General features: G+C 68.9%; 18 protein-coding genes. 3 read left to right on the top strand and 15 right to left on the bottom strand.

Features of this window, described 5'->3' with window-relative positions:
* Positions 1–15: 15 nt before the first annotated feature.
* On the bottom strand, positions 16–222 hold the full coding sequence (locus tag AMK34_RS30955; protein ID WP_034312940.1) for a CbtB domain-containing protein: 207 nt from the start codon (positions 220–222) through the stop codon (positions 16–18).
* Between the two features lie 202 nt (positions 223–424).
* Between AMK34_RS30955 and AMK34_RS30950 the strand changes: the two genes are divergently transcribed.
* Entirely contained in the window at positions 425–1318 is an 894-nt protein-coding gene (locus AMK34_RS30950) for an ROK family protein (protein WP_083650049.1), read from the top strand.
* On the opposite strand, the gene AMK34_RS30945 is transcribed toward AMK34_RS30950, so the two are convergent.
* From AMK34_RS30945 to gltB, 4 genes are all read right to left on the bottom strand, one after another.
* Positions 1308–2093, bottom strand: coding sequence for a DeoR/GlpR family DNA-binding transcription regulator (locus AMK34_RS30945; protein WP_037346676.1), 786 nt, complete (start codon positions 2091–2093; stop codon positions 1308–1310). The genes AMK34_RS30950 and AMK34_RS30945 overlap by 11 nt on opposite strands.
* A 128-nt stretch (positions 2094–2221) precedes the next feature.
* A complete protein-coding gene (locus tag AMK34_RS30940; RefSeq protein WP_073847699.1) occupies positions 2222–3634 on the bottom strand; it encodes a Dyp-type peroxidase in 1413 nt (470 codons plus the stop codon).
* Between the two features lie 730 nt (positions 3635–4364).
* Entirely contained in the window at positions 4365–5816 is a 1452-nt protein-coding gene (locus tag AMK34_RS30935; RefSeq protein WP_073847698.1) for a glutamate synthase subunit beta, read from the bottom strand.
* Positions 5809–10347 carry a glutamate synthase large subunit gene (gene gltB, locus AMK34_RS30930; protein WP_073847697.1) on the bottom strand — a complete coding sequence of 1513 codons (4539 nt, stop codon included), beginning with the start codon at positions 10345–10347 and terminating at the stop codon, positions 5809–5811. Before gltB ends, AMK34_RS30935 begins: the two co-directional genes overlap by 8 nt.
* Before the next feature lie 551 nt (positions 10348–10898).
* Between gltB and AMK34_RS30925 the strand changes: the two genes are divergently transcribed.
* Positions 10899–11534, top strand: a complete 636-nt coding sequence (locus tag AMK34_RS30925) for a YigZ family protein (RefSeq protein ID WP_038517783.1) — start codon at positions 10899–10901, stop codon at positions 11532–11534.
* Here AMK34_RS30925 and AMK34_RS30920 read toward each other — a convergent pair.
* The 3 genes from AMK34_RS30920 to AMK34_RS30910 form a co-directional block, all read right to left on the bottom strand.
* Positions 11531–12109 (bottom strand): GNAT family N-acetyltransferase, encoded by a 579-nt coding sequence (locus AMK34_RS30920; RefSeq protein ID WP_073847696.1) that lies wholly within the window; start codon positions 12107–12109, stop codon positions 11531–11533. The two genes, AMK34_RS30925 and AMK34_RS30920, sit on opposite strands and share 4 nt — an antisense overlap.
* A gap of 41 nt (positions 12110–12150) precedes the next feature.
* Entirely contained in the window at positions 12151–12417 is a 267-nt protein-coding gene (locus AMK34_RS30915) for a hypothetical protein (protein ID WP_038517778.1), read from the bottom strand.
* Positions 12418–12549: 132 nt separating this feature from the next.
* A complete protein-coding gene (locus AMK34_RS30910) occupies positions 12550–13029 on the bottom strand; it encodes an Lrp/AsnC family transcriptional regulator (RefSeq protein ID WP_016332097.1) in 480 nt (159 codons plus the stop codon).
* A 112-nt stretch (positions 13030–13141) separates the two neighbouring features.
* Here AMK34_RS30910 and AMK34_RS30905 point away from each other — a divergent pair, with 112 nt between their 5' ends.
* Positions 13142–14200: a Glu/Leu/Phe/Val dehydrogenase dimerization domain-containing protein gene (locus AMK34_RS30905; protein WP_073847695.1), complete on the top strand. Its 1059-nt coding sequence runs from the start codon at positions 13142–13144 to the stop codon at positions 14198–14200.
* Here the strand turns inward: AMK34_RS30905 and AMK34_RS30900 are convergent.
* From AMK34_RS30900 to AMK34_RS30870, 7 genes are all read right to left on the bottom strand, one after another.
* The gene (locus tag AMK34_RS30900; protein ID WP_038517772.1) at positions 14142–15392 is read right to left on the bottom strand and encodes an ABC transporter substrate-binding protein; all 1251 of its coding nucleotides are present in this window, start codon (positions 15390–15392) and stop codon (positions 14142–14144) included. The genes AMK34_RS30905 and AMK34_RS30900 overlap by 59 nt on opposite strands.
* Positions 15389–16546 carry a branched-chain amino acid ABC transporter permease gene (locus AMK34_RS30895; RefSeq protein ID WP_073847694.1) on the bottom strand — a complete coding sequence of 386 codons (1158 nt, stop codon included), beginning with the start codon at positions 16544–16546 and terminating at the stop codon, positions 15389–15391. Before AMK34_RS30895 ends, AMK34_RS30900 begins: the two co-directional genes overlap by 4 nt.
* Complete coding sequence (locus tag AMK34_RS30890; protein WP_038517770.1) at positions 16539–17417, bottom strand: branched-chain amino acid ABC transporter permease; 879 nt, start codon at positions 17415–17417, stop codon at positions 16539–16541. The genes AMK34_RS30895 and AMK34_RS30890 overlap by 8 nt, the downstream gene beginning before the upstream one ends.
* Positions 17414–18190 carry an ABC transporter ATP-binding protein gene (locus tag AMK34_RS30885; RefSeq protein ID WP_198941784.1) on the bottom strand — a complete coding sequence of 259 codons (777 nt, stop codon included), beginning with the start codon at positions 18188–18190 and terminating at the stop codon, positions 17414–17416. Before AMK34_RS30885 ends, AMK34_RS30890 begins: the two co-directional genes overlap by 4 nt.
* On the bottom strand, positions 18187–18996 hold the full coding sequence (locus tag AMK34_RS30880) for an ABC transporter ATP-binding protein (RefSeq protein WP_038524164.1): 810 nt from the start codon (positions 18994–18996) through the stop codon (positions 18187–18189). Before AMK34_RS30880 ends, AMK34_RS30885 begins: the two co-directional genes overlap by 4 nt.
* A 328-nt stretch (positions 18997–19324) precedes the next feature.
* Positions 19325–19981 carry a response regulator gene (locus AMK34_RS30875; protein WP_016332103.1) on the bottom strand — a complete coding sequence of 219 codons (657 nt, stop codon included), beginning with the start codon at positions 19979–19981 and terminating at the stop codon, positions 19325–19327.
* Positions 19936–21114: a GAF domain-containing sensor histidine kinase gene (locus tag AMK34_RS30870; RefSeq protein ID WP_073847692.1), complete on the bottom strand. Its 1179-nt coding sequence runs from the start codon at positions 21112–21114 to the stop codon at positions 19936–19938. The genes AMK34_RS30875 and AMK34_RS30870 overlap by 46 nt, the downstream gene beginning before the upstream one ends.
* Positions 21115–21180 lie beyond the last annotated feature (66 nt).

Below are 21180 nucleotides of genomic sequence, written 5' to 3'. Positions count from 1 at the left end.
GGGGCGCTTGCCGCCCTAGTGACAGGGGAAGGCCAGCAGGTGCCGGCCGTCGTGGACGAACTCGTGGACGTACGAGTTCGCGAACACCGACACCGCACCCTGCTCGGCGCTGACGAAGTACAGCGTGATCAGCGAAAGGAGGATGACGAGCACCGCCCAGGGCAGGATCTCGCGGACGGGGATCCGGACGGGGACGGGTACTGCGGCTACCGCTTCGGACATGGCGGTGGGACCTCCTCGGGCTAGCGCGGCCTCTTCAGGGGTGTCACGACGGCTCCGGGTCTGGCTTCCCCGATCGCTCGGGGTCACAGTGGCGCGACCGCGCGGATTCTCACCGCGTTCCGGGAACCGTCGTCTGGCCGGTCGAGCGTAGGTCGCGGTGAAGCCTCCGGTCAATGTGACAATCGTGGGTATGACACCTGCGGTGGCGGCACTCGATGTCGGCGGCACGTCCATCAAGGCGGCCCTCTACGACGCGGACCTGAAAGACCTCGCCAGCCTGCGCGAGCCGACGGCGCGCGGCGCGGACGGCGAAGCGCTCGCCGATCAGGTCGCGCGGATCGTGGAAACACTGGGCAAGCAGGCGGGGACCGGTACGCCGGACGCCGTCGGCGTGGTCATCCCCGGCATCGTCGACGAGGTCGAGCGGGTGGCCCGGTTCTCGGCGAACCTCGACTTCCGCGACGTCCCGTTCGGCGAGATGCTCGACAGCAGGCTCGGCCTCCCGTTCGCGTTCGGGCACGACGTCCGCGCCGGCGGGCTCGCGGAATTCCGCGTCGGCGCGGGCAAGGGCTGCACCGACGCCGCCTTCATCCCGGTCGGCACCGGGATCGCGGCCGCGCTCCAGCTCGACGGGAGGCTGTACGCCGCGGGCGGGCAAGGCGGCGAAATCGGGCACATCGACGTCGGTCACCGGTTGCCGTGCGGTTGCGGCGCGACGGGATGCCTCGAAGCGATCTCCTCCGCGTCGGCCATCGCCCGCCGCTACAGCGAGCACACCGGGCGACCGGCCGAAGGCGCCGAGCAGGTGGTCGACGCCGCCCGCCACGGTGACGAGGCCGCGATCTCCGTGGTCAACGACGCGCTCGAGGGGCTCGGCCACGGCATCAAGACCCTGGTCACCCTGCTCGCGCCCGAAGTCGTCGTCCTCGGTGGCGGCCTGTTCACCGCGGGCGACTACGTCCTCGAGCCGGTGCGGGCCTGGCTGGCGGCGAACCTGCAGTTCCAGCGGATGCCGGAACTGCGGATCGCGCGGCTCGGCGACGAGGCCGGCAGGCTCGGCGCGGCGCTGCTGGGGCTGGACCTGCTCAAGCCTTGACCACCCGCACGCCTTCCTCCTCGAAGGCGTGCACCCGCTCGGGATCGGCGCGGCCGTCGGTGACGAGCACGTCGACGTCGGCGGTCGCGCAGATCTTCGCGAAGGCGTGACCGCCGAGCTTCCCGCTGTCGGCGAGGACGACGACCTGCCGGGCGCGGGCCGCCATGAGCCGGTTCGTGCTCGCGTCGCCCTCGTGGTGCGCCTGCGCGCCGTGCACCGGGTCGAAGGCGTCGACGCCGAGGAACACCAGATCGAGCGAGATCTGATCGAGGAACAGCTGCGACAGCGGCCCGGACAGGTCGAACGACTGCTGCCGCGCGACCCCGCCGGTCACCACGATCTTGATATTGGGCCGCACGGCGAGTTCGTGGGCGATGTTGAGCGCGTTCGTCACCACGGTGAGCGACGGCCCGCCGCTCGGCTCGCCCATGTCCGGCCGCGTCGCGAGCGCGCGGCCGACCTCGGTGCTCGTGGTGCCGCCGTTGAGGCCGACCACCATGCCCGGGTCGACCATCCTGGCCGCGGCGGCGGAAATCCGTTGCTGTTCCGGCGCGTTGCGCGCGGCCTTGTGCCGCAACGGAAGGTCGTAGGCGACGTTGCTCGCGACGGCGCCGCCGCGGGTGCGGACCACGAGATTGCGGCCCGCCAGATGATCGAGGTCCCGGCGAATGGTCGCGGGGGAAACACCGAGTTCGCCCGCCGAAACCTCGACGTCGACTTTTTCCCGCTCTCCCACCATGTCCAATAAGGCCGTCAGCCGTTCATGCCGATTCATCACCAGCTCCCTCCCCGAAGCCCGATGTCGCTTACCGCACCGGACAAAGTACTACGCGTCGCGATACGGACGGAGAGAAGGGAGAAAGCGGGCGCCGGCCACCCCCAGTGTGACCGGCGCCCGCCGGATCAGTTCTTCCCGCCGAGCCCGCGCAGGAAGGCGAGTGACGGCATGAAGAAGTAGTCGCCACCCTTCAGTGTCACCGCCTGCGGGAGGGGATCCGCGGTCACCGTCCGCGTTCCCGCCCATTCCGCGGTGTAGACGGATTCCGGGCGCGGGCCCTGGCCGATGACCGGATCGAGGCCCGGCGGTTTGACCCCGACCGGGGGAATCGGGAACCCGGGGTTGTTCGACCAGTTCGCCTGCGTGAACTCGAACTGGTTGCCCAGCACCGAATTGAACGCCATGAACAGCAGACCGACCCCGCCGCTGGGCCGCGCGGACGGCGGCAGATCGGCGTTCGGATCGTCGGCCCGTTCGCCGTACGGCACGCCCCGCCGCGCCATCAGGTGCAGACGTTCCTGCGGCGGTTGTTCCGCGCCGCCGCTGCCGCGCGGATTCGTCTTCCGGATATGCGCCTGGAACGGGCATTTGGCGCCGGCGATGTCGCTTCCGTAGTCGAAGTTGTTCGGTACCGGGCTTTCCGCGCCCTCTTCCCGTTGCGCGGTCACCGGCGTGCCGTCCTCGAACCGGCCGACGATCATCGCGCCCGCCCGTTCCCGGTCTTCGCCGACGAGACCCAATTGATCCGCCAGCGCCTCTTCCGACTGCTTGAACCGCCGCACGTTCTGTTCCAATTTGCGGAAAACGAAGTAGCTGCCGAAATGCACTTCGGGATCGGGAGCCGCGTGATCCGGAACGAGCACCTGGTTCAGGGGGGCGCTCGGATCCCAGACACTGATCCCGTCCGTTCCCGTCTTTTCCGCGTGGATGTCCTCGACCAGGAAGAGCGGCTGGCTCCGGCCGTCGACGTAGCCGAAATGCTCGATACCCTCACCGTTGGCGTTCACCCGGCCGAATCCGGTTTCCTCGGCGACGACGGAAACGGTCGACGGAATCAGTGCGAGAACCGCGTTGCGGCGCGCGGTCATCGGAGCGTCGGCGCCGTCGCCGATGATGACGACGGCGTGGATCTCGTCGTGGTATCCGCTGTCGAACGTGGAGCGAGGCGGGTCGTTCAGCTTCTCCCGGGTCTCCTGCGTTCGCATGCCCAGGCGGAAGGATTCGTCTTGTGGCGCCTCGATTTTCAGGAATCGGTAGCCTGCCGAGGTCAGCCCGGTGCCGACGTAGGGCGTTCCCTTCACCCCTTCGGTTTTGAAGCGCTCGACCTCGGTCAGATGGGTCTTCGCGGACTTCATCAGCGGGACGAGCGACGCGAGGAACTTCATCGCGCTCGGGGCCTCCGAAAAACGGAGGAAAAGTGCGGAAAAATGGTCTCGGGCGTGCGCTTTCAGGATGTTCGGCTGTAGTTCTTCGAGCATCTTCGCGGCATCGCCGGTTGCGGTCTTCCATTCCAAGGGCACGGTCAGATCGACGGACATATCAAGGAACCCCCTCCTTGGGATCCCGTCCGGCGGCCCCGGCAGGTCTTGCCGGTCCCCGCCGCCGCACGGGACTTACCCCTTGATACAACCGATACCGAAACCTCGCTGTCATCACCCGCAAGTACACTCTTCCGGCGGTTCTTTCACTCGAAAGAACCAATGCGCCGACTACGCCCCGCGTTTAGTCCTCTGCTTGCGGTGGTTGCCCGCGCAACTACCGCATTCAGAGGACTAAATGCGGCGGGTGGTCGGCGCGGATGAGCGACCGGGGTGAAGGCTCCCTTCACCGCATCAGACGCGGCGAAGGGAGCCTTCACCCCCACCATCGACCCGCCCGCGCCCTCGACCCCTTTGCCTTACCGCTCAACAACCCGAATCGCCACTCACGACCACCTGGACCGAGCGATGGCTTCGCGTGATCGATCGGACGGCACGTGTGATCCGGCGGACGACACACGTGACCAGACGGACGACACACGTGACGAGACGGACGACGAACCCGCGACTACCTCCCCGCCGCGAGCCGTCCGTGCAGACACGCGTGTCGTCCCTCCGCTCACGTGTGTCGTCCAACCAGTCACGCAAGACCGCCGGTAGATGTCCAAGACACCGTTGGCTCCGAGCCGAATCGCCACTTACGACGTCCAACCCGACCTCAACGCGCGTGAAGGCCTCCTTGAGGGACCCAGAGTCCCTCAAGGAGGCCTTCACGGACTTCGGAGGCCGCCTAGGTGAGCGGCCGGTCGGTCGGAGCGATCGGCGCGGGCAGCACGTCCCGTCCGGTGAGGAACGCGTCCACCCCGGCCGCGGCGGACCGGCCTTCGGCGATCGCCCACACGATGAGCGACTGGCCGCGGCCCATGTCACCCGCCACGAACACGTTGTCGACGCTGGTCTTGAACGCCTTGTCGCGGGCGACGTTGCCGCGCTGGTCCAGTTCGACGTCGAGCGACTCCAGCAGGCCTTCCCGCTCCGGGCCGACGAAGCCCATCGCGAGCAGCACCAGCTGCGCGGGCAGTTCGCGTTCCGTGCCTTCCACCGGGACGAACTTGCCGCCCTCGTTGCGCACCTCGACCAGCTTCAGCGCCCGCACCCGGCCGTCGGCATCGGCGGCGAACTCCTGCGTGTTGACCGAGTACAGCCGCTCGCCGCCCTCCTCGTGCGCGGACGAGACCCGGTAGATCATCGGGTATGTCGGCCACGGGTGCGCGTCGGACCGCGAAAGCGGCGGCTTCGGCATGATCTCCAGCTGCGTCACCGATTTCGCGCCCTGGCGGTGCGAGGTCCCGACGCAGTCCGCGCCGGTGTCACCGCCGCCGATGACCACGACGTCGAGGCCCTCGGCACTGATCGGCGAGACGTCCAGTTCCCCGGCGGCGACGCGGTTGGCGTGCGGCAGGAACTCCATCGCCTGGTGGATACCGGCGTGCTCGCGGCCGGTGATCGGCAGATCCCGCCACGCGGTCGCGCCACCGGCGAGGACCACGGCGTCGTAGGACGACTTCAGTTCCTCGACGGTGAGGTCGACGCCGACGTTCACCGAGGTCCGGAATTCCGTGCCCTCGGCGCGCATCTGGTCCAGACGGCGGTCGAGCCGGTGCTTCTCCATCTTGAATTCGGGGATGCCGTAGCGCAGCAGCCCGCCGATCTTGTCGGCCCGCTCGAAGACCACGACACTGTGGCCCGCGCGCGTGAGCTGCTGCGCCGCGGCGAGTCCCGACGGGCCGGATCCGACCACGGCCACCTTCTTGCCGGTGAGCGCCACCGGCTTCTGCGGCGTGACCCAGCCTTCTTCGAAGGCCCGGTCGATGATCGAGATCTCGACCCGCTTGATGGTGACGGGATCGTCGTTGATCCCGAGCACACACGCCGTCTCGCACGGCGCCGGGCAGAGGGTCCCGGTGAACTCCGGGAAATTGTTGGTCGCGTGCAGCCGCTCGGCCGCGTCGCGCCAATCGTCGCGCCAGGTCAGCGTGTTCCACTCGGGGATGAGGTTCCCGAGCGGGCAGCCCTGGTGACAGAACGGGATGCCGCAGTCCATGCAGCGTCCGGCCTGCTTCTGCAGCTTCGACGTCGCGAAGTCCTCGTACACCTCGCGCCAGTCCATCAGGCGCAGGTCGACGGGACGGCTCTTGGGCGTCTCGCGAGTGGTGGTCAGAAAGCCCTTGGGGTCAGCCATGTGCGGCCTCCATGATCGCCTCGTTCACGTCACGCCCGTCGCGCTCGGCCTTCGCCTGCGCCGCGAGCACGCGCTTGTAGTCCTTCGGCATGACCTTGCCGAACCGGTCGACGGCGGCGTCCCAGTCGGCGAGCAGCGCACGCGCGACGGCGGACTCCGTTTCGTCGTAATGCTTTTCGAGCGCCTCACGCAGGAAGTCCACATCGGACGAATCCAGCGGGTCGATGTCGACCATCTCCGGGTTGATCCGGTGCGCGGGCAGGTCCAGCACATAGGCGGTGCCGCCCGACATCCCGGCCGCGAAGTTGCGGCCCACGCCGCCGAGCACGACGACACGGCCACCGGTCATGTATTCGCAACCGTGGTCGCCGACGCCTTCGACGACGGCCAGCGCGCCCGAGTTGCGCACGCAGAACCGTTCGCCGACCTTGCCGCGAATGAAGATCTCGCCGCTGGTCGCGCCGTAGCCGATCACGTTGCCCGCGATGATGTGCTCTTCGGCGTTGTACCGCGCCACCTTCGGCGGCCGCACGATGAGCCGTCCGCCGGACAGGCCCTTGCCGACGTAGTCGTTGCCGTCGCCGTAGAGCCGCAGCGTGATGCCCTTGGGCACGAACGCGCCGAACGACTGACCGGCGGTACCGGTGAAGGTCACGTCGATCGTGTTGTCCGGCAGGCCCTCGCCGCCCCATCGCTTGGTGAGCTCGTGGCCGAGCATGGTGCCGACGGTCCGGTTCACGTTGCGCACCGGCAGTTCCAGCCGCACCTTGTCCCCGGACGACAGCGCGCCCTCGGCGAGCTGGATCAGCGTGTTGTCGAGTGCCTTCTCCAGCCCGTGGTCTTGCACGGTCTGCTGGTGACGGAGGCCGGCCGGGGCCGTGTCGGGCACGTGGAAGATCGGCGTCAGGTCGAGACCGGCGGCCTTCCAGTGGTCGATCGCCTTGCGCTTGTCCAGCATCTCCGCGTGGCCGACGGCCTCGGCGATGGACCGGAAACCCAGCTCCGCCAGGTACTCCCGGACCTCCTGGGCGATGAACTCGAAGAAGTTCACCACGTACTCGGCCTTGCCGCTGAACTTCTCGCGCAGCTTCGGGTTCTGCGTCGCGACGCCGACCGGGCAGGTGTCGAGGTGACACACCCGCATCATGATGCAGCCGGACACCACCAGCGGCGCGGTCGCGAAACCGAACTCCTCGGCCCCGAGCAGCGCGGCGATGACGACGTCGCGGCCGGTCTTGAGCTGGCCGTCGGTCTGCACGACGATCCGGTCGCGCAACCGGTTGGCCAGCAACGTCTGCTGCGTCTCGGCGAGCCCGAGTTCCCACGGGCCGCCCGCGTGCTTGATCGACGACAGCGGCGAAGCGCCCGTGCCGCCGTCGTGCCCGGAGATGAGCACGACGTCCGCGTGCGCCTTGGAAACACCGGCCGCGACCGTGCCGACGCCGACCTCGGACACGAGCTTCACGTGGATGCGCGCGGCCGGGTTGGCGTTCTTGAGGTCGTGGATCAGCTGCGCCAGATCCTCGATCGAGTAGATGTCGTGGTGCGGCGGCGGGGAGATCAGCCCGACCCCCGGCGTGGAGTGCCGCGTCTTCGCGATCCACGGGTACACCTTCGCGCCGGGCAGCTGGCCGCCCTCGCCGGGCTTCGCGCCCTGCGCCATCTTGATCTGGATGTCGTCGGCGTTGACCAGATATTCGCTCGTGACGCCGAACCGGCCGCTGGCGACCTGCTTGACCGCGCTGCGGCGCTCGGGGTCGTAGAGCCGTTCCGGATCCTCGCCGCCCTCACCGGTGTTCGACTTGCCGCCGAGCCGGTTCATCGCGATGGCCAGGGTTTCGTGCATCTCCGCCGAGATCGACCCGTAGGAGATCGCGCCGGTGGCGAACCGCTTGACGATCTCGGAGATCGGCTCGACCTCGTCGATCGGCACCGCGGGCCGCTGGCCGACCTTGAAGTCGAACAGCCCGCGCAGCGTGTACAGCTTCTGCGCCTGGTCGTCGACGGACTTCGTGTACTCCTTGAAGACCTCGTACTTTCCGGCACGCGTGGAATGCTGCAGCTTGAACACCGTCTGCGGGTTGAACAGGTGCGGTTCGCCCTCGCGGCGCCACTGGTAGTCCGCGCCGGTCTCCAGCTCGCGGTGGTTCGCGCGGAACCCGTCGCGCGGGAACGCGCGGCGGTGCCGTTCGGCGACTTCCAGCGCGAGCGTGTCGAAGCCGACGCCGCCGAGCCGGGAAGTGGTGCCGGTGAAGCAGTTCTGGATGACCTCGTCGCCGAGCCCGACCGCTTCGAAGATCTGCGCGCCGGTGTAGGAGGCCACTGTGGACACACCCATCTTCGACATCGTCTTGCGGACGCCCTTGCCCAGCGCCTTGATCAGGTTCGCGGTCGCCTGCTTGGCGGTGGCGCCGGCGATCAGGCCCTGCTCGGCCATCTCCTCGACGGTCGCCATCGCCAGGTACGGGTTCACCGCCGCGACGCCGTAGCCGATCAGCAGCGCGATGTGGTGCACCTCGCGCGCGTCGCCCGCCTCGACGATGAGGCCGACCTGCGTACGGGTCTTCTCGCGCACCAGGTGGTGGTGCACCGCGCCGGTGAGCAGCAGCGACGGGATGGCCGCGTGGTCCTCGTCGATCCCGCGGTCGGACAGCACGATCAGCCGCGCGCCCTCGGCGATGGCCGCGGACACCTCGGCGCGGATCTCGTCGAGCCGCCGCACGAGCGCCTCGCCGCCGCCGTGGACGTCGTAGGTGCCCTGCACGGTGACCGCCTGGAACTCCGGCAGGTCGCCGTCGTCGTTGACGTGCACCAGCTTCGCGAACTCGTCGTTGTCCAGCACCGGGAACGGCAGCACGATCCGGCGGCACGACTTGGCGTCGGCCTGCAGGAGGTTCGGCTCCGCGCCCAGCTGGGTGCCCAGCGAGGTGACCAGTTCCTCACGGATCGCGTCCAGCGGCGGGTTGGTCACCTGGGCGAAGAGCTGGATGAAGTAGTCGAAGAGCAGCCGCGGGCGGCTGGACAGCGAGGCGATGGGGGAGTCGTTGCCCATCGAGCCGATCGGCTCCGCGCCGGTGCGGGCCATCGGTTCGAGCAGGACGTCGAGTTCCTCCTCGGTGTAGCCGAACGCCTGCTGACGGCGCACGAGCGCGGCGTGCGGGGGGATCTCGCGCTCACGCTCGGGAAGCCCGTCGAGCGGGAGCAGGCCGTCCTCGACCCATTCGTCGTACGGGTGCTCGGTGGCGAGCTCGTTCTTGATCTCCTCGTCCTCGACGATCCGGCCGGCGGCCGTGTCGACGAGGAACATGCGGCCCGGCTCCAACCGTCCTTTGCGGACGATCGTGGACTGCTCCAGCTCCAGCACGCCGACCTCGCTGGCGAGGACGACGAGGCCGTCTTCGGTGACCCAGTACCGGGCGGGGCGCAGGCCGTTGCGGTCGAGGACCGCGCCGATCTGGGTGCCGTCGGTGAAGGAGACCAGCGCGGGGCCGTCCCACGGTTCCATCAGCGTCGAGTGGAACTCGTAGAACGCGCGGCGCGCGGGGTCCATCTCCTGATGGTTCTCCCAGGCCTCCGGGATCATCATCAACACCGCGTGGGGCAGCGAACGGCCGCCGAGGTGGAGCAGCTCCAGCACCTCGTCGAAGGACGCCGAGTCGCTCGCGCCGCGGGTGATGATCGGGTGGATCCGCTTGAGGTCGCCGGGGATCAGGTCGGATTCCAGCAGCGCCTCACGCGCGTCCATCCAGTTCCGGTTGCCGCGCAACGTGTTGATCTCGCCGTTGTGGGCGACGTACCGGTACGGGTGCGCCAGCGGCCACGACGGGAAGGTGTTGGTGGAGAAGCGGGAGTGCACCAGGCCGATGGCGCTGGTGACGCGCTCGTCGGTGAGGTCGGCGAAGAACCGCTCGACCTGCGGCTCGGTGAGCATTCCTTTGTAGACGATCGTGCGCGAGGACAGGCTGGGGAAGTAGACGTCGTCCTCGACGAGCTCGTGCTCGGCGCGTTTGCGCACGACGAAGGCGGCGCGCTCCAGCGCCAGGCCCTCCAGCGCGTCGTTCCCGGCAAGGAACAACTGGCTGAAATGCGGCATGGTCTCGGCCGCGCCGGTGCCGACGTGGTCCGTGTCGACGGGAAGGTCACGCCAGCCGAGCACGCGCATGCCCTCTTCGGCGGCGACGCGCTCGATGGTCGTCATCGCCCGGCCGCGGGCCTTTTCGTCCTGCGGAAGGAAAGCCGTACCGACGGCGTAGGCGCCGGGAGCGGGGAGGTCGAAGCCGACGACCTCGCGATAGAACTCGTCGGGGACCTGGATGAGGATCCCGGCGCCGTCGCCGGTCTCCGGGTCGGCGCCGCGGGCCCCGCGATGTTCCAGGTTCCGCAGCGCGATCAGCGCTTTGGCGACGATGCCGTGATCGCGTTTACCGGAGAGATCGGCGACGAACGCGACACCGCAGGCGTCGTGTTCGAACTCCGGGTCGTACAGGCCTTCGGGGGCCTTGCTGCCCTTGTAGCTGGCATGGTGGGTCACGGCTGGCCGCCTCCCAAGGCGTCGGCGCGACCGGTAACACTCCGTTCGGGTGGTTCGGACGTGAACCAGTTAACGGAGTGGTCCGGGACCGCGATGGTCAGTCGAGAGGGAACGATCCCGCCCGCGGAAACGGGGGCAGGCCTCGTAGAGCCGCACTGCACTGGGCGGCCGATGCGCATATCGGTACTGCTGTGCACGTGGGTGCCGCCTGGCCGCTGTGGTGGGTGGCTGGCGGGTACACGTGTTACTCCCGGGTTCGCCGGTCTTATGACGATAGTGTGAAATCGCTGTTATCGACATACGTCGCTTGGTCGGGGTGGGAAATGCCACGCGGGCGTTGACTTCAAACATCATCTGCCCACTGGCTGGAATGACGTGTCCACTGAGTGGAGCATCAGCGCGCTGACCTGCGGTTATCGACGCTTCGCTCGTCCGAAAGTGTGACCTGGGTCGCGCGGAAGAGTGGGTTTCGCCCGCGCCGCGGTGACCTCGGGTGACCGGCGAATCGCCCGAACGGCAGAGCGACCTGCCCGGTTTGAGAGGCTTGGCCGATGGCGGATCGTTATCTCACCGTGGCGGGTACCGGGGTCCACGAGATCGAAATCCGGCGTTCGCGCTTCCTCTGCGCGCTCGCGCCGGTCACCTCGGAAGAGGCCGCCCGCGAGGTGATCGCCGCCAGGAAGAAGGCCGATCCGGCCGCCCGGCACCACTGTCACGCGTTCGTGTTGGGCGCAGACGGCAGGACTCAACGTTCGAGTGATGACGGCGAGCCCGCGGGCACGGCGGGCACCCCGATGCTCGAAGTGCTTCGCCGCCGCGAGCTGACCGACACGGTCGCCGTGGTGACCCGGTACTTCGGCGGGGTGCTGCTCGGCGCCGGCGGACTCATCCGGGCGTACGGGCAGGCCGTTTCGGAGGCCGTCGACGTCATCGGCGTGCGGGAGTACCGGCGGCTGCGGCTGGTGGAGGTCGTCGTCGACTACGACCGGGCCGGCCGCCTGGAGAACGACATTCGCTCGTCGCCGTACCTGCTGCACGCGACGCGCTTCGAGGACGTCGCGCACTTCGACGTCGGGCTCGCGCCGGACCAGGGGGAGGCGTTCCACGCCTGGCTCGCCGACCTCACCGGCGGGGAGGCCCTGGCCGAGGAGATCGGCGAAACCTGGCTGCCCACTGGCCGCGTTTAGTCCTCTGAATGCGGTTTGGGCGCCGACCGCCACTCGTCCAGGGTGATGGCGTACTCGACCTCGCCCTCCTCCGTGCCGGGGATCGGGTGGTCGAAGTGCTCGTGAAAGGTCCGGACGTACCGCATCCCGATCTTTTCCATGACCCTCCGGGACCCCAGGTTCACCGCCATGGTCGCCGCCCAGATCCGCTGGACCCCCAGTTCGGTGAACCCCTTCTCCAGGAGCGCGAGCGAACCTTCGGTCGCGTACCCCTTGCCCCAGGACGACCGGTTCAGCCGGTAACCCAGCTCGGGGTCGTCCGTGTGGTGTCCCTTCAACGGGCGGAAATGGAACCACCCCAGGAAATCCCCGCTCGCTTTCTCGATCGCCGCCCAGAACCCGTAACCGGGGAAACGCTCGTAGTAACCGAGAAAGGCGGGAAGGTCCAGCTTTTCGATCTCCGCCCGGTCGGCGGGTTCGCCCCCATTGAGGTACCGCATGACTTCGGGATCGTCGTAGAGCGCGAACAGATCGTCGACGTCGGCGCCGGTGAACTGCCGCAGGACGAGCCGCTCGGTCTCCAGAAAGACACGCATCACGAGATCGTGGCGCTCCCCGTGCGCCCCCGCAAACGCTTTTAGGCGGCCAGCGGCGGGAACGCGCCTTCCAGCGCCACCGCTCCGGCCTCGGTGAGCAGGGCGGGAACACGCTCGCCCCATCGGCCGCTGCGCGCGGGCATCACCAGGCCGAGATGGGCGAGGCGATGCGCGGTGTGCTGGTCGCAGCAGGCGAGACCGTCGACGAACAGGTCCGGCTCGCAGCTGCAACTGATCTCGGCGTGGCCCTCGGCCACGGCTCTCAGGGTGGCCCGCTCACGATGGTTCAGGCCTGTCCGAACGTCCATGGCGCGCCTCCTTTCCGTTTCCGCTATGGCCAGTCAAACCCACACCACCGACAGTTTCCGTCTTCCAAGATGCGAAGTCTCGGATTTCGGGCGTACTTAGGGGTGGTGTGTCGGGTATTCCGGGGTAAGGACCTAGGGGGTGTCACCCGGTATTCGGCGCGGAAGGGGTTCCAGCTCGGTCTTGCGCAGATGCCGGAAAATGATCGAACTCCGGAAGCCGATGATCTCTTTGCGCTTCGCCAAGCGATCCACCAGGAATGCGTGGAGCTGATCGACGTCCTGGGCGGCGACGTGGATCAGGAAATCGTCGCTGCCGGCGGTGACGAAAACGGAGAGGACCTCCGGCAATTCCGCGACCGAACGCTGGAAGGAATCGATCACCTCGCGGCTCAGTGGCCGCACCTGCGCCGAGACCATCGCCTGCACGCCGCGGTTGAGGCTGCGCAGGTCGATGTCGGCGTGATAGCCGCGGATGACGCCGCGCTCCCGCAGCAGCCGCGTCCGTTCCAGGCAGGTCGACGGCGCGACGCCGACCTTGCGGGCGATGTCGCGGTTCGACTGCCGCGCATCCGCCTGGAGTTCCCGGATGATCGCTGAATCAAGTTCGTCCACGTCCACTCCTTCACCGGCCTTGCCGAATATCATTCGGCAGAGCCCCTGTAGCCCTGCGCATCACCCTAACTTCTTCGCATTCAGTCGACTAAATGCGAAGAAGGGGAGCCAGATGTCCGTACAGGAGCTGGTCGTCCGGCGGGGGCGCCGGTCCGGGGTGACGACGATGGTGGCCGTGCATTCGAGCACGCTAGGCCCGGCCGTCGGGGGCTGCCGGTTCAAGGTCTATCCGCGCGTCCACGACGCGATCGACGACGTCCTGCGGTTGTCCGCGGCGATGACCCGCAAATGCGCGGTCGCGGGTCTGGACTTCGGCGGCGGCAAGAGCGTCGTCGCGCTCGACGGCGTGCCGTCCCCCGAACAGCGGCGCGAGATCCTGCTCGACCACGCCGACCTCATCGCGTCACTCGACGGTGCGTATCTCGCCGGGCCCGACGTCGGAACCGGCCCGGCGGACATGCTAGTGCTGCGCGAGCGGACCCCGCATGTCTTCTGCCTGCCCGAGGAGCACGGCGGTACCGGTTCTTCGAGCGGGCCGACCGCCGTCGGCGTGCTCGCCGCACTGCGAGCGGGTGCGCGGGCGGTCTTCGGTGACGACGGGATGAAGGGCCGCAAGGTGGTCGTCAGCGGCTACGGTTCGGTCGGCGCCCACCTCGCCGCGAACCTGGCCGAGCAGGGCGCCGAGGTCGTCGTGTCCGATGTGGACGAACGACGTCTCGCCGCGGCCCGCGAACAAGGCCTGACCCTTATCCAGCCGGAGAAGGTGCTCGGCATCGAAGCCGACGTCCTGATCCCCGCGGCCGTGGGCGGGGTCTTCGGCCCGGGCACGGAGGTCGCCGCGCCGCTCGTCGTCGGCCCGGCCAACAACCAGCTCACCGACGACACCGTTGCCGAGGCCCTCGCCGCCCGGGGAGTCCTGTGGATCCCGGACTTCGTCGCGAGCGCCGGGGGAGTCGTCTACACCCTCGGCCGCGAGAAGGAGGCCCTCACGCACGCCGAGGCGCTCACCCGCGTCGAGGCGCTGGAGAAGACCACGCAAGGGATCCTCGACGCCGCTTCGGCCAACGGCACCACGCCGTTGGCCGAAGCGGACGCGCTCGCCGAAGCGAGACTCACTTCTGGTGCGGAGCCACGTACTCCTTCGCCTCGGGGGCCTCGAACAGCGGCTTGACGTAGCGGACGCCGCCCTCGGCCGACGCGTCCGGTGTCGCCGCGTACACCTGACGTGTCGCCGGGGTGCCCGGCTTCGAGAAGTCCAGTGCCGCCACGAGATCCTCCGTGCTCGCCGACGTCGTCTGCTTCAGCGCCGCCGCGACGCCGTCACGGGTGAGGTCCTTGTTCTCACACGCCTTCTTGAGGACCGCGCCCCACACCTCACCGACCGCGTAGCCATAGGGGATCCCGCCGTTCGGGGTCTCCTTGTACGCCGCCTTGTACTTCGTGGCGACTTCCTTGGCCTTCGGGATGTCGGCGGAGAACGGGACGCTGCTGGCGACGATGGTCAGCTTGTCCAGCGCGTTCGCCGCCGGGCTCTTCAGCAGCACGGGATCGAACACCGGGTTGTTGCCGAGCACGGGCACGTTGAGCCCGAGCGCCTTGTTCGCCGCGAGCGCGGAACCCGTCTGCGCCGGGGACGTGGTCAGGACGATGGCCTTGACGCCGTCGCCCTTGAGCCCGGTGACGATGTTGGTGAGGTCGTTGTCGGTGGAGGTGATCTTGACCTCCTTCACCGTCAGGTTGTGCTTCTTCGCGTAGTACTGCGAGCCGCGCAGGCCGTTCTTGCCGTACTCGCCGTCGATGTAGACATGCCCGATCGTGTCGCCGTCCTTCACCAGGCCCTTTTCCTGGAAGTACGACAGCCCGTCGATGATCTCCAGGTCGTACGTCGTCCCGACGATCATCACGTACTGGTTGTCGAGCAGTTCCGAAGACCACGACGCGGGCGCGGCGACGGTCTTGTCCGAGGCGATGTTCTGCTTCAGCGCGGCCACCACCGGCGAGCCGAGCAGCTGCACGAAGCCGAGGACCTTCGGCTCGATCTGCGGATACAGCGTCTTCGCCGTGTCCGCCTTGTAGCCGTGGTCGACGGTCTCGAGTTTGACCTGACGGCCGCACACCCCGCCCGCGGCGTTGAAGTCCTTGGCCCACAACTCGTTGCCCTGCGTGATACCGAGCCCGAGGTTCTTGAACACCCCGGTCTTGTCGGTCATCACGCCGAGGGTGATCTCCGAGGCCGTCGCCCCTTTGTCGGTCTTGACGCCCGAACCGTCCGCCCCCGAGGACCCCGAGTCGCCCGCTTTCGTGCTGCACGCCGAAAGGGCGAGGACCGCCGCCAGCGCGACGGCCGGATATGTGCGCTTCATTTGTCTTGCTCCTCCGGGAGATGAGGTTTCTTGGCGGGTGTTATCCGTCGTCCGATCGCGGCGAGTCCGCCCGGTTCGAAGAGCACCACGAGGATGATCGCGGCGCCGTAGACGAACGAACTGACCAGGATCGGGGTCAAGGCGCCGTCCCCGGTTCCGGAGAACCAGCCGAGATCGGCGGAGTACAGCGAAAGCACCTGCGGCAGCCCGTTGACGATCAGCGCGCCCACCAGCGCGCCGGGCACCGAGCCGAGTCCCCCGATGATCACCATGGCCAGGAAGGCGATGGAGATGTTGATGCCGTACGTGCCGAATTCGCTCTCGTCGGGTTTGAGGATGTCGAACCACAGCACGGTCATCGCGCCCGCGAGCCCCGCGTACGCCGAGGAGACCGCGAACGCGCCGGCCTTGGCCCGCGTGACACTGACGCCCATCACGGACGCGGCGGCCTCGTTGTCGCGCACCGCCCGCCACGACCGGCCGACCCGGCTGCGCACCGCCGCCTTGGCGACGACGAACGCGAGCACGGTCAGCAGCAGGAACAGGTACCAGAGCCGTTCCGCCTGCCGGATCGGCACGCCCATCAGCTCGATCTCGGGACCGCCGTTGGTGAACGGGAAGCCGAACAGCGAGAACGGTTCCGGGGTGCGCCCGGTCGACGTCCCGCCGGTCAGCGTCTCGGCCGACTGTCCGAAGTAGAGTCCGAGGAACACCAGGGAAAGGGACGCGACACCGAGGTAGATCCCGCGCAACCGTCCGGAGACCGGCGCGAACGCCAGCCCCAGCAGCGCGGCGATGACCACCGCACCGATCAGCGACAGCCCGGGATCGAGCCCGAGCCCGATCACGCGCTCGTCGTCGGACGGTCCGGAAAGGACGGTGTACCCGGTCGCGCCCGCCAGCAGGAAGAACGCGTGCGCCAGCGACAACTGCCCGGCCTGCCCGACCAGCAGCGTCAGCCCGATCGCGCCGACCCCGCCGATCATCATGTACTGCCCGGCCTTCAGCCAGGCGGCGTCGAGGTACAACGGGATCGCGAGCAGGACCACCAGCAGCGCGACCCAGGCCAGTGCTTTGAGCAGGCGTCCCCGATCGCGTTTCGGGGGCGGTGCCGTCGGGGCGGCGGCGGGGGTTTTCACGGCGGTGTCAGACACGGGTGCTCTCCCTCGTCCCGAACAACCCCGACGGCCGCACCACCAGGACCACGAGCATCACCAGGAAGACCGCGCTCTTGGAGAAGTCGAACGACACGTACTGCGCGGAAAGCGCCTCGACCAGCCCGACGACGAGGCCGCCCACCACCGCGCCCGCCGTCGAGTCCAGCCCGCCGAGGATGGCCGCGGGGAACGCGGCGAGCGCGATGGAATGCGTGCCGCGGGACAGCCCCGCGCCGGAGAAGTCCTGCGTGGCGATGAAGAGCACCGCGACCCCGGCGAGGACGCCCGCGACCACCCAGGCGGTCGCCGTCACCCGGGAACTGCGGATGCCCATCAGCGCGGCGGCCTCGCGGTTCTCGGCCTGTGCCCGCATCGCGACGCCCCAGTTCGAGTACTTGAACGCCAGCGTGAACGCGGTGATCAGCACCGCGGCGACGAGCAGCGCCACCAGATGCGTGCGGAACAGTGTGATCCCGCCGAGCTGGAACGGTTTCGCGTCCCAGGCGTCGCCGAGGAACGGCAACGTGACGCCGAGCCGCCGCACGATCTCCTCGGTGATGATCACGTCGACGCCGATGGTCAGCAACGCCAGGCTGTTCGCGTCCGCGTGCCGCGAGCGGGACAGCAGGAACCGTTCCAGCAGGAGGGCGAGCAGACCGGCCGAGACGATGCCGACCAGCGAGGCACCCACCCAGCCGAGCGCTTCGCGGGTCACGACGACCAGGTAGCCGCCGAAGAGCACGAGCGAGCCGTGCGCGAAGTTGACCACTTCGGTGGCCTTGAAGATGATCACGAAACCCAGCGCCAGCAACGCGAACACCGCGCCCTTGCCGAGTCCGTTCACCACGAGTTGCAGGAATGTGTTCACGCCGTGGCCTCCGTGCCGAGATATGCCCTGATCACGTCCGGATCCGACTGGACCTCGGCCGGTGTGCCGTCGGCGATGCGCTTGCCGAAGTCCAGGACGGTGACCTGGTCCGCGATGCCCATCACCAGCCCCATGTCGTGTTCCACCAGCAGGATCGAGATGCCGAGTTCGTCACGGACGTCGCGGATCGTCCCGGCCAGTTCGGCGGTCTCGGTCGCGTTCATGCCCGCCGCGGGTTCGTCGAGCAGCAGCAGGACCGGTTCGACGGCGAGCGCGCGGGCGAGGTCGACGCGTTTCACCGCGCCGTAGGGCAGCGCGCCGACCGGGAGGTCCACCAGCCCGCCGATGCCGAGGAAGTCGCAGATCTCCCGCACCCGTGCGGAATGGCGGCGTTCGGCCCGGACCGTCCACGGCAGACGGAGGCCGCAGGCGAGGAAACCGCCTTTGGTCAGCGCGTGGCGGCCGAGCATGACGTTGTCGAGCACGGTCGAGCCGGGGGAGAGGGCGGCGTTCTGGAACGACCGGCCGACCCCGAGCCGGGCGAGCCGATGCGGCGGGAGTCCGGAAAGGACGGTGTCGCCGAGCCGGACGCTTCCGGTGTTCGCCCGGTAGAGGCCGCTGATCACGTTGAAACAGCTGGACTTCCCGGCGCCGTTCGGGCCGATGAGCGCGTGCAGCGAACCGGAGCCGACGGTGAACGAGACGTCGTCCAGCGCCCGGATCCCGCCGAAGCGCAGGGTCACGTTCTCGACGTGCAATTCGGGCGGCGTCATCCGGCCCACCTCGACAGGCTCCGGCCCGCGAGGTGCTTGCGGGCGTCGGCGGCCTCGGCTTCGGCGGTGGCCTGCGATTCGGCGTGACCGCCCAGGTAGAGCCGCTGGACCTCCTCGCTCGCCACGAGCTCGGCCGTCGTCCCGGCCAGCGCGACCCGGCCGACCTCCAGGACGATCGCGTGGTCGGCGACGCGCAACGCCATCACGGCGTTCTGCTCGACCAGCACCACGGCGGTGCCCTGTTCGTGGATCTCGCGGATGATGTCGCCGATCCGCTCGACGATCTTCGGTGCGAGACCGAGCGAAGGTTCGTCGAGCAGCAGGAGCCGGGGGCCGGACATCAGCGCCCGGCCGATCGCGAGCATCTGCTGCTCGCCGCCGGAAAGCAGGCCCGCGCGCTGTTTGGCGCGTTCGGACAGGACCGGGAAGAGCTCGTCGACGCGTTTGCGGGCGGCGGCGCGCTGCTCGGGGGAGCGGGCGCCGATCCCGCCGGCGCGCAGGTTCTCCTCGACCGTCATCCGCGCGAAGACCTGGCGGCCTTCGGGGACGCCGACGACGCCGAGACCGACGATGCGGGCCGGGTCCAATTTGGTCAGTGGTTTGCCGTCGTAGCGCACCTCGCCGGCGGAAACCGAGCCGCGGTGCATACGCAGCGTGCCGGAGACGGTGCGCAGCAGGGTCGACTTCCCGGCCCCGTTGCTGCCGAGGACGGCCAGCACGCCATCAGGTGAAACGTCGAGGTCGACCCCGTGCAGCGCGGCCACCGACCGGCCGTACCGCACCTGGAGATCACGAACACTGAGCAAGCCGCCTCCTCCGTTCGTGTGACGCGAGTCACGATCGGTGGCGGTCATCCTGCGTGGGCACCCTCCGCCGCGTTACCCCCACCTGGAGACCCACCCGGCTACAAAACGGACACGGTGTTCATCGGTCGCGCGCTGACGGAAACGTTCCGCAGGGCGCGGGATTCGGAAGGACTCGCGTGATCTTGGAGGGCGCCCTGCAAAACGTTTCCGTGGGCCTCCGGCCCAAGAGAGGGCGCGCGACGTGAAGTCTCCGTCGGGCGCGGGGCGCCCTTGGGGAGACCGTCGTGGGTCGTGTTCGACTACCGCATTTAGTCCTCTGAATGCGGGGTCAGAGGAGGCCGGCTTCGGAGGCCTTGCCGATGGCCTCGACGCGGTTCCGGGCGCCGAGTTTGTGCAGGGCGGACTGCAGATAGGTCTTGACGGTGTTCCGCGCCAAGCCGGTCGATTCCGCGATCTCCGGATTCGTCTGACCCTGCGCGGCGAGCCGCAGGACCTCGTACTCGCGCCGCGTCAGGCCGCTGCGGGCCAGCGCGTCGGACCGCTGGCCGTCGTCGGGGAAGATCCGCGGATCGACGACGCGCTCACCCTTGAGGACCTGCCGCAACGCCGCCACCAGATCCGTCCCGGCGACGTCCTTGAGCAGGCAGCCGTGCGCCCCGGAGTCCAGCGCGGCCCGCACGCCCTGATGGTCGCCGTGCGCGGTGAACACCACTATCCGCCCGGCCGGGTGCACACGCCGGAGTTCGGCGATGACCTCGGGCGCGAGCATGTCCGGCAGCCGCAGGTCCAGCAGGATCAGCACCGGTTTCAGCTCACCCGCCCGCCGGATCGCGGACCGGCCGGTCTCGGCCGAGCCGACCACGGTCATCGCCGGGTCGTAGCGCAGCAGCAGGCTCACCCCGTCGCGGACCACCGGATGGTCGTCCACGACGAGGACCGTCACCGGCGACGGCACGGTTCCGGCACCCAGGCGCGCAGCGTGCACCCATCGTCGTCGTCGCGGACCAGGCTGACCCGGCCGCCGACCCGCGCGGCGCGTTCGGCCAGCGCGCGCAGCCCCATCCCGGTGCCGGGTTCGGGCTCGTCGTCCTCTTCGGCGCGTCGTCCGGTGCCGTCGTCGGCGACGACCACCTGCACGCCGTCCTCGCTGGGAAGGAGACTGACCACGACGGACAGCGCTTCGGCGTGTTTCTCCACGTTGAGCAGGCCTTCCCGGACGGCCGCGACCAGCAGGCCGGTGCGTTCGGCGTCCAGCCGCGGCACCGGGGCGAGCTGCACGAACCGCGCCGGGACACCGCAGCGCGCCTGGAACGAACGGCAGTGTTCGGCCAGCTCCACCGGCAGCGCGCGTTCCGGGCTCGACTCCGACAGCGCGAGCAGCGACTCGCGCAGCGCCCTCGACGCGGCCGACACGTCGCCCTCCAGCCGCCGCAGCCGCGATTCGAGCGCCGGGTTGTCGCTGATGTCCTCGTGCAGGTTCCGCACCTGGACGCCGATGGAGAACAGCAGCGCGCCGACGGAATCGTGCAGCGCGCTCTGCATGCGGAGCCGCTCGGCGGACAGCGCGGTCTCACGGTCGGCCTCGGCGACCGACGCCAGTTTCAGCGCCCGGCCGGCCTCGGTGGCGATGTCCTCGAGGGACTGGACCGCGTCGTCGCCGAAGTCGCGGCGTTCGCGCATGGCGGCGTACGCGATGGCGACGGTCTCGGTGCCGCTGACGATCGGGACGGCGATCATCGCGGCGAGCCCCTCGCCGCGGACCTGCGCGTCGAACTGGTGGGTGATACTCGGCGAGCTCACGTAGTCGTTGACCCGCACGGGCCTGCCCAGCGCGAGCACCCGCCCGCCGATGCCCTGGCCGATCGGCACGGCGAGATCCTGCAGGGCGTCGGTGCGGGTGCCCGACATCCAGCGGATCACCGCCTGTTCGGGCCCGGCCAGCTCGGCGACGAAGCCGGAATGCGTGCCGATCGACTCGCGGATCAGCCGCGCGGTGCCGTTGAGGGCCGCGACCCGGTCGAGGGTCGCGAGCAGCTCTTCGCGCTCGCGAAGAAGCCCGCCGAGCACCGCACTGTGCTCGGCGGCGAGCTCTTCACCGGCGTGCCGTCTCGCCGTCACGCGCTCACGATCGCATACCGGACGTGGTTTCCGACACACCCGTCCGGAGAGGTTCACCGATGCGTT

The sequence above is a fragment of the Amycolatopsis sp. CB00013 genome (assembly GCF_001905755.1).
Taxonomy (GTDB): Bacteria; Actinomycetota; Actinomycetes; order Mycobacteriales; family Pseudonocardiaceae; genus Amycolatopsis; species Amycolatopsis japonica.
Note: the sequence above shows the minus strand (reverse complement) of the source record. Positions and strands in the feature narration are given on the sequence as shown.